Annotated in this window: 14 protein-coding genes; 7 read left to right on the forward strand and 7 right to left on the reverse strand. The window is 73.6% G+C overall.

Translation table 11 applies throughout. The features are described 5' to 3' along the window. The first annotated feature begins 20 nt into the window (after positions 1 to 20). On the forward strand, positions 21 to 536 hold the full coding sequence (locus ACIQR3_RS18205) for a DinB family protein (RefSeq protein WP_403539799.1): 516 nt from the start codon (positions 21 to 23) through the stop codon (positions 534 to 536). On the opposite strand, the gene ACIQR3_RS18210 is transcribed toward ACIQR3_RS18205, so the two are convergent. The 5 genes from ACIQR3_RS18210 to ACIQR3_RS18230 all read right to left on the reverse strand — a co-directional run bounded on the left by ACIQR3_RS18210 (position 518) and on the right by ACIQR3_RS18230 (position 4,293). Next, positions 518 to 1,591, reverse strand: coding sequence for an adenosine deaminase (locus ACIQR3_RS18210; protein ID WP_403539800.1), 1,074 nt, complete (start codon positions 1,589 to 1,591; stop codon positions 518 to 520). The two genes, ACIQR3_RS18205 and ACIQR3_RS18210, sit on opposite strands and share 19 nt — an antisense overlap. Next, positions 1,588 to 1,995: a VOC family protein gene (locus ACIQR3_RS18215; RefSeq protein WP_403539802.1), complete on the reverse strand. Its 408-nt coding sequence runs from the start codon at positions 1,993 to 1,995 to the stop codon at positions 1,588 to 1,590. Before ACIQR3_RS18215 ends, ACIQR3_RS18210 begins: the two co-directional genes overlap by 4 nt. Before the next feature lie 111 nt (positions 1,996 to 2,106). After that, positions 2,107 to 2,991 (reverse strand): aldo/keto reductase, encoded by an 885-nt coding sequence (locus tag ACIQR3_RS18220; RefSeq protein ID WP_403539804.1) that lies wholly within the window; start codon positions 2,989 to 2,991, stop codon positions 2,107 to 2,109. Positions 2,992 to 3,024: 33 nt separating this feature from the next. Next, positions 3,025 to 3,912, reverse strand: coding sequence for a glycoside hydrolase family 19 protein (locus ACIQR3_RS18225; protein WP_403539807.1), 888 nt, complete (start codon positions 3,910 to 3,912; stop codon positions 3,025 to 3,027). A 213-nt stretch (positions 3,913 to 4,125) separates the two neighbouring features. Beyond that, the gene (locus ACIQR3_RS18230; protein ID WP_361166524.1) at positions 4,126 to 4,293 is read right to left on the reverse strand and encodes a hypothetical protein; all 168 of its coding nucleotides are present in this window, start codon (positions 4,291 to 4,293) and stop codon (positions 4,126 to 4,128) included. 236 nt (positions 4,294 to 4,529) lie between these two features. Here ACIQR3_RS18230 and ACIQR3_RS18235 point away from each other — a divergent pair, with 236 nt between their 5' ends. From ACIQR3_RS18235 to ACIQR3_RS18245, 3 genes are all read left to right on the forward strand, one after another. Further along, complete coding sequence (locus ACIQR3_RS18235) at positions 4,530 to 4,979, forward strand: SPW repeat protein (RefSeq protein ID WP_403539810.1); 450 nt, start codon at positions 4,530 to 4,532, stop codon at positions 4,977 to 4,979. Between the two features lie 156 nt (positions 4,980 to 5,135). Next, on the forward strand, positions 5,136 to 5,399 hold the full coding sequence (locus ACIQR3_RS18240) for a GlsB/YeaQ/YmgE family stress response membrane protein (RefSeq protein WP_403539813.1): 264 nt from the start codon (positions 5,136 to 5,138) through the stop codon (positions 5,397 to 5,399). A gap of 129 nt (positions 5,400 to 5,528) precedes the next feature. After that, entirely contained in the window at positions 5,529 to 6,014 is a 486-nt protein-coding gene (locus ACIQR3_RS18245) for a nucleoside deaminase (RefSeq protein WP_403539814.1), read from the forward strand. Between the two features lie 9 nt (positions 6,015 to 6,023). Here ACIQR3_RS18245 and ACIQR3_RS18250 read toward each other — a convergent pair whose 3' ends face one another. Further along, positions 6,024 to 6,785, reverse strand: coding sequence for a chaplin family protein (locus tag ACIQR3_RS18250; RefSeq protein WP_403539816.1), 762 nt, complete (start codon positions 6,783 to 6,785; stop codon positions 6,024 to 6,026). Between the two features lie 255 nt (positions 6,786 to 7,040). Between ACIQR3_RS18250 and ACIQR3_RS18255 the strand changes: the two genes are divergently transcribed. Beyond that, positions 7,041 to 8,642 carry an alpha/beta fold hydrolase gene (locus tag ACIQR3_RS18255; protein WP_403539819.1) on the forward strand — a complete coding sequence of 534 codons (1,602 nt, stop codon included), beginning with the start codon at positions 7,041 to 7,043 and terminating at the stop codon, positions 8,640 to 8,642. A 4-nt stretch (positions 8,643 to 8,646) separates the two neighbouring features. On the opposite strand, the gene asnB is transcribed toward ACIQR3_RS18255, so the two are convergent. Then, positions 8,647 to 10,488 (reverse strand): asparagine synthase (glutamine-hydrolyzing), encoded by a 1,842-nt coding sequence (gene asnB, locus ACIQR3_RS18260; RefSeq protein WP_403539822.1) that lies wholly within the window; start codon positions 10,486 to 10,488, stop codon positions 8,647 to 8,649. Positions 10,489 to 10,837: 349 nt separating this feature from the next. Between asnB and ACIQR3_RS18265 the strand changes: the two genes are divergently transcribed. Further along, positions 10,838 to 11,866 (forward strand): Gfo/Idh/MocA family protein, encoded by a 1,029-nt coding sequence (locus tag ACIQR3_RS18265; protein ID WP_403539825.1) that lies wholly within the window; start codon positions 10,838 to 10,840, stop codon positions 11,864 to 11,866. A 258-nt stretch (positions 11,867 to 12,124) separates the two neighbouring features. Beyond that, positions 12,125 to 13,453, forward strand: a complete 1,329-nt coding sequence (locus tag ACIQR3_RS18270; RefSeq protein ID WP_403539827.1) for a PAS domain-containing protein — start codon at positions 12,125 to 12,127, stop codon at positions 13,451 to 13,453. The last annotated feature ends 11 nt before the right edge of the window (positions 13,454 to 13,464 follow it).

Here is a 13,464-nt window from a genome sequence, read left to right on the forward strand (position 1 = left end):
GCGTGCGTCATGGTGGACGTATGCATGCCAAGGACATCCTCATCGAGGGCTACGGCCGTGTCCGGGAAGAGGTCCACGCCGCCGTCGACGGCGTCGGCCCCGACGAGCTGGCCGCCCGCCCCTCCCCCGACGCCAACTCCGTCGCCTGGCTGATCTGGCATCTGACCCGGGTCCAGGACGACCACATCGCGGACGCCTTCGGCCTGGACCAGGTGTGGCTGGCCCAGGACTGGGAGAAGCGCTTCGGGCTCGGCCTGCCCGCCCGCGACACCGGGTACGGGCACAGTCCCGCGCAGGTCGCGAAGGTGCGGGTCGGCTCGGCGGACCTGCTGACCGGCTACTACGACGCCGTGCACGAGCAGACGCTCGGCGCCCTGCGCTCCCTGACCGCCCGGGACCTGGAGCGCGTGGTGGACGACACCTGGGACCCGCCGGTCACGCTGGCCGTCCGGCTGGTCAGCGTCCTGTCCGACGACCTCCAGCACGCGGGGCAGGCCGCCTACGCGCGCGGGCTCCTTCAGAGCACGGCGGCGTAACCGGGCAGGACGACGTCCTCGATCAGGGCCTCGCGCTCGTCGAACGGGACGAAGGCGCTCTTGAGGGCGTTGACCGTGACCGTGCGCAGGTCCTCGGCCGTCCAGCCCGCCTGCTCCACCAGCAAGGACATCTCGCGGGTCATCGTCGTGCCCGAGACCAGGCGGTTGTCGGTGTTGAGGGTGACCCGGAAGCCGAGGTCCTTCAGCGCCGTGATCGGGTGCTCGGCGATGGAGGCCGCGGCGCCGGTCTGGAGGTTGGAGGTGGGGCACATCTCCAGGGCGATCCGGCGGTCCCGCACCCAGCCGGCCAGGCGGCCCAGCTTGCCGGCCGCGAGGTCGGGGATGTCGTCGGTGATGCGCACCCCGTGGCCGATGCGCTGGGCGCCGCACACCTGGACCGCCTGGTGGATGCTGGGCAGGCCGTACGCCTCCCCGGCGTGGATGGTGAACGGCACGTTCTCGCTCCGCAGGTGGGCGAAGGCGGCGAGGTGGTCGGCGGGCGGGAAGCCGTCCTCGGCGCCCGCGATGTCGAAGCCGACGACCCCGGCGTCCCGGAAGGCGACCGCGAGGTCGGCGGCCTCACGGACGCGGTCGAACATCCGCATCCCGCACAGCAGGGTGCCCACCCGGACGGGCGTACCGGCCGCCGCGGCCTTCGCCATGCCCGCGGCCAGGCCCTCCTGGACGGTCTCGACGACCTCGGGCAGGGTCAGACCGCCCCGCAGCATCAGCTCGGGGGCGTAGCGCACCTCGGCGTAGACCACGCCGTCGGCGGCGAGGTCGAGGACGTACTCCTCGGCGGCGCGCAGCAGGCCCTCACGGGTCTGGAGCACGGCGAGGGTGTGTTCGAAGGTGGCTATGTAGCGCACCAGGTCACCGGAGTTGGCGGCCGCGTAGAACCAGTCGGCCAGTGCGTCGGGGCCGTCGGCGGGCAGGGTGTGGCCGGCCTCCCGGGCCAGTTCCACGACGGTGGCGGGGCGCAGGCCGCCGTCGAGGTGGTCGTGCAGCACGGCCTTGGGGAGCCGGCGGAGGGTGTCGGTGTCGAGCGTGGTCATGCGTCGGTGTCCTCGGATGTGGTGGGCTGGAGCAGGTCCCAGCGGTTGCCGTACAGGTCCTGGAAGACCGCGACCGTGCCGTAGGGCTCGTGCCGGGGCTCCTCCAGGAAGGTCACGCCGGCCGCCGTCATACGGGCGTGGTCGCGGGCGAAGTCGTCGGTGTGCAGGAAGAAGCCGACGCGCCCGCCGGTCTGGTCGCCGATCCGGGCGCGCTGCCGCTCGCCCTTGGCCCGGGCCAGCAACAGCGCGGTGCCGCCTCCGGTGCCCGGCTCGACGACGACCCAGCGGGAGCCGTCGGGCCGGGGCGCGTCCTCGGCCAGGCGGAAGCCCAGGGCGCCGGTGTAGAAGCGGACGGCCTCGTCGTAGTCGTCGACGACGAGGGTGACCAGGGCGATACGGGACATCGGGACCTCTCCGGGCGGGGTGAGGGGAGAGGGTAGTACGGATGGCAGTTATACGTAAAACTGCCAGGCCATCCGTACCACCCCCCGTCGGCCCCCCGTCGGCCCTCCTCGTCAGCCGAGCCGGGCCAGGTCCTCCCCGGTGAGGCGCAGCGCCCCCGCGGCCACGTTCTCGGCGAGGTGGGCGGGGTCGCCGGTGCCGGGGACGGCGAGTACGTGCGGGCCTTGATGCAGGGTCCAGGCGATCCGGACCTGCGCGGGGCTCGCGCCGTGCGCCCGGGCGACCGCGCGGACGCCGGCGTCGTGGTCGGCGGCGGCCCGCTGGGGCCCGGCCTCGCCGGCGATGGCGTAGAACGGCACGAAGGCGATGCCCTGGTCACGGCACAGACGCACGAGTTCGTCGGTGGCGGGGTCGTGGAAGCCGAGGCCGTAGCGGTTCTGGACGCAGACGACCGGGGCGATGGCCTGAGCCTCGGCGAGGTGGCGCGGCTCGACGGCGGAGAGCCCGAGGTGGCGGATCAGGCCTGCCCGGCGGAGTTCGGCGAGGGCGCCGAAGTGCTCGGCGACCGAGTCCTGGCGCATGCGGCGCAGGTAGACGACGTCGAGGTGGTCACGGCCGAGCCCGCGCAGGTTCTCCTCGACGTGGCCGCGCAGGTCCTCGGGGCGCGCGGAGGTGCCCCACGCGCCGGACCAGTCCCGGAACGGGCCGACCTTGGCGGCGATCACCAGATCGTCGGGGTAGGGCGCCAGCGCGCTGTTGATCAGTTCGTTGGCGGAGCGGAGGGAGGAGAAGTAGAAGGCGGCGGTGTCGATGTGGTTGACGCCGAGGTCGACCGCCCGGCGCAGCACGGTGAGGGACCGTTCGCGGTCGGCCGGTGTGCCGAGGTGGAAGGCGGCGCTGCCCGTCAGCCGCATCGCGCCGAGGCCGACGCGGCGGACGGGCAGGTCACCGAGGGTCCAGGTACCGGACGCGTGGGCGGTGATCGTTTCCGAGGTCATCGGCGGAGTCTGGCACACGCCCGGTGGCAGGGATCAGCAGTACAGGTTGGGGCCCGGGTCGACCCCGAGGATCTGCGCGAAGCGCTGGTACGTCGTCACCCGGTTCTGCACCTGCGCGGGGTTGCCGCCGTCGCACTCCACGTAGCCGTTGATGGAGCGGATGGTCTGGCCGAAGCCGGCGCCGTTGACCATGGCGTTGTGCGGGGTCATGGTGCCGGGGCCGGACTGGGTGTTCCAGTACCACAGGCCCGTCTTCCAGGCCACGGCCGCGTCGTTCTGCACCAGCCAGGGGTTGTTCAGCAGGTCGAGGCCGAGGGCGTCGCCCGCGGCCTTGTAGTTGTAGTTCCAGCTGAGCTGGATGGGACCGCGTCCGTAGTAGGCCGCCTGTCCCGCCGGGCAGCCGTAGGACCGGTTCCAGTCGCAGTAGTGCGCGTAGTTGGAGGTGTCCTGCTCGACGATGTGCACCAGTCCGCCGGTCTCGTGGCTGACGTTGGCGAGGAAGGCGGCGGCCTCCTGCTTCTTGACGGTGTCGCTGCCGGTGGTGGCGAAGCCGGGGTAGGCGCCGAGCGCGGCGGTGAGCCCGCCGTAGGTGTAGAACCCGTTCCGGCTCGGGAACATCTGGTTGAACTGGGCCTCGGAGACCACGAAGTTCCCGACCGGCGTGGAGCCGCCGTCGCAGGCGTACGGCTCCCAGTACCAGGTGCTGATGACCGGGTCGTAGCCCGGGTTGGCGTGTTCGGCGATGTACGCCTTGCCGTCGGTGTAGCGGACGATGTCACCGGCGGCGTACCACGTGCCCGCCACCCAGCTCGGGTAGCTCGAACAGGCGGCGGCGGACGCCTGGGTGGCCGGCATCAGCACCGGCACGGCGCCGGCGAGGGCGAGGACGGCCACGACCGCGGAGATACGACGTCTCGACACGGGATCAACTCCTTGGCGGAGCACGGCCGTTCCCGACACGGGGCAGGGTGCGGCGGGCCCTGGGGACGGCCGTGGTGGGGGGGGTGGTCACCACACTCAACCGCATTGGTATGTACCAGTCAAGGGTGTAGACCAGTCCGCCTCGGCCGCCCCGGGGCCGCCACACCGGGGCCGTCCCGCGCTCACGCCCCGACGGAGCGCGCCGCCGGCCGGTCAGTCGTCGTCGGACGCCGGCACGACGACGAGGAACGCGTCCGACTTCAGATCCATGACGACCGTCGCGGGCTCACCCTGGGCCCGTCGTGCGGCGGCGAACTCCTCCGCCGGCCACGAACCGCGCGGAGCTCCCGCCGGAAATCGCTCCAACACCTTCGCGCCCATAGCGGCAGACACCTCCAGGAGGGGAAACCGGTGGCCGATCGGCTCGGCCGGGTACGTTCCGCCTGCCCGCGTTCGTTCCGCGCATACCCCCCTCCCCTGTCACCCCGGCCGCACGGCGGGCAGCCTTCGCCCGCCACTACACATAAGGGCGACATAAGGAGCAGAATGGGAGATGTTGCGACAGTCATCGCATACCGCATCAGACGCGGACGGTCTGCCAGTCAAAGGAGACGACCATGGCCAACGTCTCGCACACCAGAGGCGACACCAGAAGCGACATAAGCAGCCACCCCGACGCCCCGGAGATGCGGGCCCGGTACGACCGTGTGCTCGGCGGCCGGGACGTGGCACTCGTGGACGGGCCGGTCTTCCTGCTCGGTCTGTACTGCGCCGTGTCCCCCTGGATCCTCCACTTCACGACGAGCCAGCCCTCGCTGGTCGCCCACAACCTGATCATGGGCATCGCGATCGGCCTGCTGGCCCTGGGGTTCACGCGGGCCCCGGAGCGCATGTACGGCCTCAGCGGAGCCATGTGCGCCATCGGCGTGTGGATGATCATCTCGCCGTGGATCGTGGGTTCCTCCCCGGACGCCGGAGTCATCTGGAACAACATCATCATCGGTGCCCTGGCCCTGATGCTGGGGACGGTCTGCGCCGGTACGGCGGCGAAGGCCGCCAAGTCCTAGCCGATCCGCGCCCCCTACGGGCCGGCCCGCTCCGCGCGGGCCGGCCCGCCGCGCGCTCCGGCGCCGACCGCTCACTCCCGGCCCGGCCGGACGGGACTGTGTCCGCCCCGAGCGGGCAGACGCCCGGTGCGGGGGTCTTGACGGAAAGGGGCGGAGATGGAAGTCGACGGAATCATCAGCGCGATCGTGATCGGCATCGTCATCGGTGTCCTGGGGCGCCTCGTGATCCCGGGCCGGCAGCGCATCGGCGTGCTGTGGACCATCCTCGTGGGCATCGTGGCCGCGCTGATCGGCTCCGCGATCGCCGGCGCGTTCGGCGTGGCGGACACCGACGGCGTGGACTGGGTCGAGTGGCTCATCCAGATCGGGCTGGCCGCGCTCGGCGTGGCCGCGCTGGACCGGTCGAAGGCACGCCGCTGACGGCGTACCCCGGGACGCGCGGACAGCGACGGCACCCCCCACCGCGGGCGGCGCACCGGACCATCCGGTGCGCCGCCCGCGACGCGTAGGGTGGGGCGCCTCGACCACTCCGCGGAAGGTCCGGACGCCATGACCGTGAAGGACACCGAGCTGCCCCATCTGCGCCGGTGTGTGCAGCTGGCCGCCGAAGCGCTGGCGGCCGGGGACGAACCCTTCGGCTCGGTCCTGGTGAGCGGGGACGGCACCGTGCTGGCCGAGGACCACAACCGGGTCGCCTCCGGCGACCGCACCCGCCACCCCGAGTTCGCGCTCGCCCGCTGGGCCGCGGACCGCCTCACCCCGGCGCAGCGCGCCGCCGCGACGGTCTACACCTCGGGCGAGCACTGTCCCATGTGCGCCGCCGCCCACGCCTGGGTCGGCCTCGGCCGCATCGTCTACGTCGCCTCCTCGCGACAGCTCGTGACGTGGCTCACCGAGCTGGGCGTCCCCGCCGCTCCGGTCCGCGCGCTGCCGGTCCAGGAGATCGCCCCTGGCGTGGCCGTGGAGGGCCCGGTGCCCGAGCTGACGGAGGAAATCCGCGCGCTGCACGTGCGGTTCCACACCGGGCGGGGCTGACCGGGCAGGTCACACCCGGTCCGTCCGCCGGCGGACCGTACCCGCCGGCCGGTCGCCGGGGCCGGGGCGGAAGCGCCGGAAGAGGGCCGCGCCGCCGAGGACGAGTGCGGTGCCGCCCAGCAGGGCGGGGACGGTCAGGTGGGCTCCGGTGCGGGCGAGCGCGGCCGAGGCGGCCCGCGGGTCGGTGAGGTCCGGCGCGGCCGTGGGCGGTGCCTGCTCCTCGGCCTTCGGCACCGACGGCGCCGACGGCCCGGGATCCGTGTCCGGCGCCGGCGGCCCAGGAACCGTATCCGGCGCCGGCGGCCCGGGCCACGAAGGGCGGCGCGGCGGCGGCCCGGGACGGTCGCCGGAACCGTTCGCGGACTCGTCGCCGACCGACGGAACGCCGATGCCCACCACGCCCACCGAGTGGCCACTGCTGTTCACCGGCAGCCGCACCCCGTCGCCCGCGAGCACGCCTGGCGAGTCCCGCTCACCGCCCTCGATGGAGGCGTCGGCCCGCCCGGTCCCACGGCCGGTGCCACCCGCGCTCCCGCAGCCGTTGCCGGCGACGGGGTCGAGCAGCCCGGCCACGCCCACGGTGTTCCCGCACACGCTCACCGGGACGTCCACCGGGAGCCGGCCGGTGGTGCCGGTGACCAGCCCCGGTGAACCGGCGGCGGAGCCCCCCGCACCGGCGCCGCCGGCCGCGAGGGCCGCGCCGGCCGTGAGCGTCACGGCCAGCGCGCCGCAGACCGCGGTGAGCACACCGATCGGGGTGACCCTTCCCATGGGTTCCCTGCCTTCCCGACATGGTCGCGGGCGCTCGCCCGCACCGACGAGAACGCGAGTGGGCCATCCGGGTCATGGCTCGTCCGTCTTTCACTCCCGTCGAGTGGCACGTTTGTCGAACACGTGGGGCGCGTCCCTCGAACAAACGGCAGGGCGCGCGGAGCGAGCCCGCCCGGAGGCGGGTCGTCACCGGCCCGCTTATGGTGATCGAGGGCGCCGTTCTCCGGTCCCCGACGGGGCGCCCGGGAGGCATCGATGCTGGCCAAGCTGTCGACCCGGCCCACGGCCCCGCGCTGGGCGATACCCGGAGTCCTGGGCCTGTCCCTGCTGGGCGCGGGCCTGCCCGCCGCCACCGCGGACGGCTCCGCGGCCGAGGGATCAGGGGCCGGGCTGTCGCGGTTCTACGACCAGCGGGTCACGTGGTCCGCCTGCGAGGGTCTGGACATGCCCGAGGACCTCCAGTGCGGGAAGGTCACCGTGCCCCTCGACTACGCCCGGCCGGGGAAGGAGACCCTCGACCTGGCCCTCGCCCGGTACCGGGCGACCGGCGAGCGCAAGGGCTCGGTGCTGCTGAACTTCGGCGGGCCGGGCGGCTCCGGCGTCAGCGAACTGTCCGCCGGCGGCAAGGACTTCATGCACCTCACCAACGGCTACGACGTCGTCTCCTTCGATCCGCGCGGCGTCGGCCGGTCCTCCCCGGTCAGCTGCGGTCCGGGCTCGGTCGAGATCGTGGAGGCGACCGACGGGGACAAGGGGCTGAGGGACCCGCGGGACGCGCTGCAGCGGCTGCGGAAGGCCGCGGCACAGTGCGAGAAGCACTCCGGGCCCGTGCTGTCCCACATAGGCACCGTCGACGCCGCCCGCGACCTGGACGTGATGCGCCGGGCGCTCGGTGACGACAAGCTCAACTACCTGGGCTTCTCCTACGGGACGCGGCTCGGCGCGGTGTACGCCGCGCGGTTCCCCCACCGGGTGGGCCGCCTGGTCCTGGACGGTGTGGACACCCTGACCGAACCGCTCGCGGAACAGGGCCTGGCGGGGGCGCGGGGGCAGCAGACCGCGCTGGAGAACTTCCTCGACTGGTGTGTGCAGGACATCGCCTGCCCGTTCGGCCAGGACAGCAGGGACGCCCGTCGCCAGGTCGAGAAGCTCGTCGCGTCCCTCGACGACGAACCGGTGCCCTCGGTCTTCGGTGAGCCCTTCTCCGGACAGGACCTGGTCGGCGCCCTCGGGGAGGCGCTCTACAGCCGGGAGCTGTGGCCGTCGCTGGAGCGGGCCGTCGCGCAGCTGGTCGAGGACGGCGACTCGAGCCGCCTGGAGGGTTTCGTGTCCGGCGGGGTCGGCTTCCCCGTCCGGCAGGGCGCGGACGGGGGGCTCACCGACCCGCAGGACGTGCCGCTGGACAACCTCCCGGCGGCACTGATGGCGATCAACTGCGCCGACGACCCGGACCGCCCCACCGCGAACCAGGTGACCCGGTCCCTGGGCCGGCTGCGGGAGCGGTACGAGCAGGCGTCACCGGTCTTCGGCCGGTACCGGCTCACCCAGGTGCTGATGTGCTACGGCCGCCCCAAGGGCACCGACTACATCCGCGACGAGGTCAAGGGCGTCGGCACGCCGAAGATGCTGCTGGTCGGCACGCGCGGCGACCCGGCGACGCCGTACCGCTGGACGCAGGAGACGGCCGAGCGGCTGGGCCCCTCGGCCGTGGTCCTCGACAACAAGGGCGAGGGGCACACCGGGTACTCGTCCTCCAAGTGCGTGCACCGCAAGGTCGACGACTTCCTGCTGCACGGCTCCCTGCCGCCCGACGGCAGTTCCTGCGGGCCGGAGGGCGGCGGGGAGGCGGGGCGCTGAGCCGTCAGCCGAGGACGAGTTCGGGGTCGTACATCTCCAGCCAGAGGGCGAGGTCGAGGGCGCGTTCGAGGCCCCGCCGGTCCGCCTGGCCGGTCATCGGGGCCTCCCGGTCCACGGCGCGGCGCAGCCGGGCGGGGTCGACGAGTTCGAAGACCCGGTGGTCCGGGCGGGCGAGCAGGTCCCGGGCCTGGTCCTGGAGGGCCGCCGCGTACTCGGGGTCCTGCGTCGACGGGTAGGGGCTCTTGACCCGGTCGTAGACGGACTTGGGCAGGACGTCGGCGGTGGCCTCGCGCAGCAGGGTCTTCTCCCGGCCGTCGTAGGACTTCAGCGCCCAGGGCGTGTTGTAGACGTACTCCACGAGCCGGTGGTCGCAGAACGGGACGCGGACCTCCAGGCCGACGGCCATGCTGGCGCGGTCCTTGCGGTCGAGCAGGATGCGTACGAAACGGGTCAGGTGGAGGTGGGAGATGCGCCGCATCCGGTACTCGAAGTCGCTCTCGCCGTCCAGGCGCCGGATGCCCGCGACGGCGTCGCGGTAGCCGTCGGCGACGTAGGAGGAGAGGTCCAGGGCCTTCGTCAGGTCGGGGCGCAGTACGTCGGCGTCGTCCCCGAAGTGGCGGCCCATCGTCACCAGCCAGGGGAAGGCGTCGGCGGTGCGCGCCGCCTCGTCGAAGAACTGGAGGTAGCCGCCGAAGACCTCGTCGGCGGACTCGCCGGACAGCGCGACGGTGGAGTGCTCGCGGATGGCCCGGAAGAGCAGGTAGAGGGAGGCGTCCATGTCGCCGAGACCGGCGGGCAGGTCGCGGGCCCGGATCACCTTCGCGCGGATCCTGGGGTCGGCCAGCGCCTGGGAGTCCAGCACGATGTCCTGGTGGTCGGTGCCGGCCGTGCGGGCCACGTCGTGCACGAACGGGGTGTCGGGGGTGCCGCGCAGTTCGTCGGCGACGAAGTTCTCGGCCTGGCCGGCGAAGTCGACGGCGAAGCTGCGGATCTTCTCGCCCTGCCCGGCCAGCTGCCGGGCGCCGAGCGCGGTCAGTGCGGAGGAGTCCAGCCCGCCGGAGAGCAGGGTGCAGCGGGGCACGTCGGCGACGAGCTGGCGGCGCACGATGTCGTCGAGGAGGGTGCGGACGTGGGCGACGGTGGCGTCCCGGTCGTCGGTGTGCGGGCGGGTCTCCAGCTCCCAGTAGCGGCGCTGCCGTACGCCGTCGCGGTCGACGGTGACGACGGTGCCGGGCTCGACCTCGTGGATGCCGTCCCACACGGCGTGTCCCGGCGTCTTGATCATGGTGAACAGTTCGCGCAGCCCGTCGAGCCGGACCCGGCGGCGGGCCAGCGGGTTGGCGAGGATCGCCTTGGGCTCGGAGCCGAAGAGGACGCCGTCGGCGGTGGGGTGGTGGTAGAAGGGCTTGATGCCCATGCGGTCGCGGACCATGACGAGCTTGTCGGCGCGGCCGTCCCAGATCGCGAAGGCGTACATGCCGTTGAGGCGCTCGGCGAGCGCGTCGCCCCACTCCAGGTAGCCGCGGAGCACCACCTCGGTGTCGGAGTCGGTGGTGAAGCGGTGGCCGCGGCCGGCCAGGTCGCGGCGCAGCTCGGTGAAGTTGTAGGTCTCGCCCGAGTAGACGAGGGCGACCGTGCCGTGCGGGGTCTCGGCGGTCATCGGCTGCCGGCCGCCGGGCAGGTCGATGATGGCGAGCCTGCGGTGGCCGAGCGCCGCGGGACCCTGGACCCAGACGCCGCGGTCGTCCGGTCCGCGGCAGGACATCGTCTCCGTCATCGCATCCAATGCCGCCCGCTCGGCCCCCAGATCGCGGTCGAAGGAGACCCAGCCGGTGATGCCGCACATGTGCTACCTCCTGCGTCCGGTCGGCCGGAGAGTCCGCCCTGACGTGCGTTTTCGCAAGCGCGAGCGAACCATCCGGCAAACCAGTTGTACTTGCCATCTACATACCGAGCCTGCGCGCCACGAGCGGGAACGGTCAATGCGGCCGTAACGCGATCGACACACGAAGGCCCGTCATTTCGGCCACACTTTGCGATCGCGATACCTTCGGACCCGCCCATGAGGGGCCGGGGCCGCGCGGAACCGGCCACGGGCAAAAACTTCCCCAACGCCGTCAGGGGCCGCCGTCCGCCCGCCCTTGACGGCCGTGACACCCTGGTCGCGCGGCACGACCGGGAGGAGCCGACGGGACATGGGGCAGTCGCTGGGCGTGGCGGTGCTGGGCGCGGGGCACATGGGCGCCGATCACCTACGACGTCTGGACACGGTGGTGAGCGGCGCCCGGGTGGTCGCCGTCGCCGATCCCGACGCCGGCCGGGCCGAGGCGGCGGTCGCCGGGCGGGAGGGCGTCGCGGTCCGCACCGATCCCGAGGCCGCGCTCGACGCGCCCGGCGTCGAGGCGGTGCTGATCGCCTCCCCCGGCGAGGCCCACGAGGCGGCGCTGCTCGCCGCCTTCGAGCGGAACCTGCCGGTGCTGTGCGAGAAGCCGATGGTGCCCGACCCGGCGGGCGCGCTGCGGGTCGTGGAGGCCGAACTCCGGCTCGGGAAGCGGCTGGCGCAGATCGGGTTCATGCGCCGCTACGACACCGAGTACGCGCGGCTCAAGTCGACGCTGGACAGCGGGCGGCTGGGGCGTCCGCTGATGCTGCACTGCGTGCACCGCAACGTCTCCTCCCCGCCCCACTTCACCTCGGCGATGCTGGTGAACAGCTCCCTCTCGCACGAGATCGACGCCGCCCGCTGGCTGCTCGGACAGGAGCCGGTCGCGGTGACCGTGCACCGGCCGCGGCCGTCCGCCGGCGCGCCCGCCGGGCTGCACGACCCGCAGTTCGTGCTCCTGGAGACCGACGGGGGCGTCCTGGTCGACGTGGAGGTCTTCGTCAACTGCGGCTTCGGTTACCAGGTCCGCTGCGAGGCCGTCTGCGAGGCGGGCGGCGTCCGGATCGGGGAGGAGCACTCCATCGCCGTGACGGCGGCGGACGGCGTGCGCCAGGAGGTGCCGCGGGACTACCTCGTACGGTTCGCCGACGCCTACGACCGCGAGGTGCGCGCCTGGGTCGACGCCGCCCGGCACGGCCGGGCCACCGGACCGAGCGCCTGGGACGGCTACGCGGCGTCCGCGGTCGCCGAGGCCGGCGTCCGCGCCCTGGAGTCCGGCACCCGTACGGCCGTCGGCCTCGCCCCGCGCCCGGACCTGTACGGGGAGAACGCGACGGCGTAGAACACCAGGGCGACTCCGGCGGAACGCGCCCTGCCCGCACCTCAACTCCCGTAGCCCGTCTACGTCTTGGTCCACCGAGAGGGCATGAGAAACGACCGGACGAGTCGCTCGCCCGGGACTGTGGCATATGCCCCCGGCATCGCCGTATCGTGTGTTGCCAAATCCCTCACAGAGCGTCGCGGGCTGTGCCACAGTCATTACGTCCCCGCGCCCGTTCCGTCCCCGCCTGGCCGTACCGTCTGCACACCGGAGTGCGTCATGCCGTCCCCTCTCTCCGCGGACCCTCCCTCCGCACAGCCGTCGGAACACGGCTCGGTGGAGGCGCTGATAGCGCAGGCGCGACGGCTCAAGGGCGAGGTGGACGCGGTACGGCGCGGCGCCCGCGGGAACGGGGCGGACCCCAGGGGCCGCTGGCAGCTCGCCCTCTACGACCTGGCCCTGCACCAGCTCGACGACCTCGACCAGCACTTGGCCCAGCTGCGCGACGGCCCGCTGCCCCGGACGCCGACCGCCGGGCCCGCCGCCCGGGCCGGGTCGCTGCTCAGCCGGGTCGGCAGCGCGGAGTGGAACCTGCTGACGGACGGGGCCGACTGGTCCCCTGAGCTGTACCGGATCCTCGGCCGCGACCCCGCCGCTCCCCCGCTCACCCTGGACGAGCTGCCCTCCGTGGTCCTGGAGCAGGACCGGCCCGAGCTGACCGCGATGGTCACCGGCTGTCTCGTCGACGCGCGGCCGATCAACGGCGAGTTCCGTGTCGTCCGGCCCGACGGCACGGTGCGGACGGTGCACATGATGGGCGAACCCGTGCTCGACGCCCACGGCAGCACCGCCTCGATGTGGGCGGTACTGCGCGACGTCAGCGAACTGCGCCGCAGCCAGCGGGCGGTGCACGAGACCCGTGACTCCCTGCCCGCCGCCGAGCACCGGGTGCCGCCCCGGCCCGGGGCCCCGGGCGGGGCACCGGAGAGCGCGCCGCCCCGCCTGCCCGGCCCGCCTCGGCTGTCCCGTACGGCCGGACTGGAGCCGGCCGTAGCGCTGCCGCCGGAGACCGCCGGGCCGGCCGTCTGGTACGACGCCTGCGAGATCGCCGAGGGCGTGACCTTCCTGAGCGCCGGCTCCCTCACCGGGCCCGGCCCGGGCGGGACCGCGGACCCGGCGCTGGTGGCCGGCACCCTGCGCGGCATGGCGCTGGCCGGCCTGACCCCCGCGGCACTGCTCGACCGCCTCGGCCGCCTGCCCGGCACCGCCGCCCGGCCCGCCCTGGACGGCGCCGTGTGCTGTACCTACCGGGCCGCCGACCGCACGCTGGTGTGGGCGCACACCGGACGCCCCGCCCCGCTGCTCTTCCGCGGCGGGACGGGGCGCGTGCTGGGCCCCGGGCGCGAGGAGACCCTCGAAGCCGGGGACCTGCTGCTCGTGCACACCGGGACGGCACCGGCGGACCGGCTCCTCGCCCTGGCCCCCCGCCTGGCCGGGACGGGCCCGGCCCAGGACGCCGTACGGCTGGTGGCGCGGGAGTGCGGCGGAGCGGACCCGGCCGGACGCCGGGACGCCGGCTGTGTACTGGCCGCCCGGGTGAGGGCGTAGGAGATCAGACG

This window comes from Streptomyces sp. NPDC090994, assembly GCF_044768905.1.
Lineage (GTDB): Bacteria > Actinomycetota > Actinomycetes > Streptomycetales > Streptomycetaceae > Streptomyces.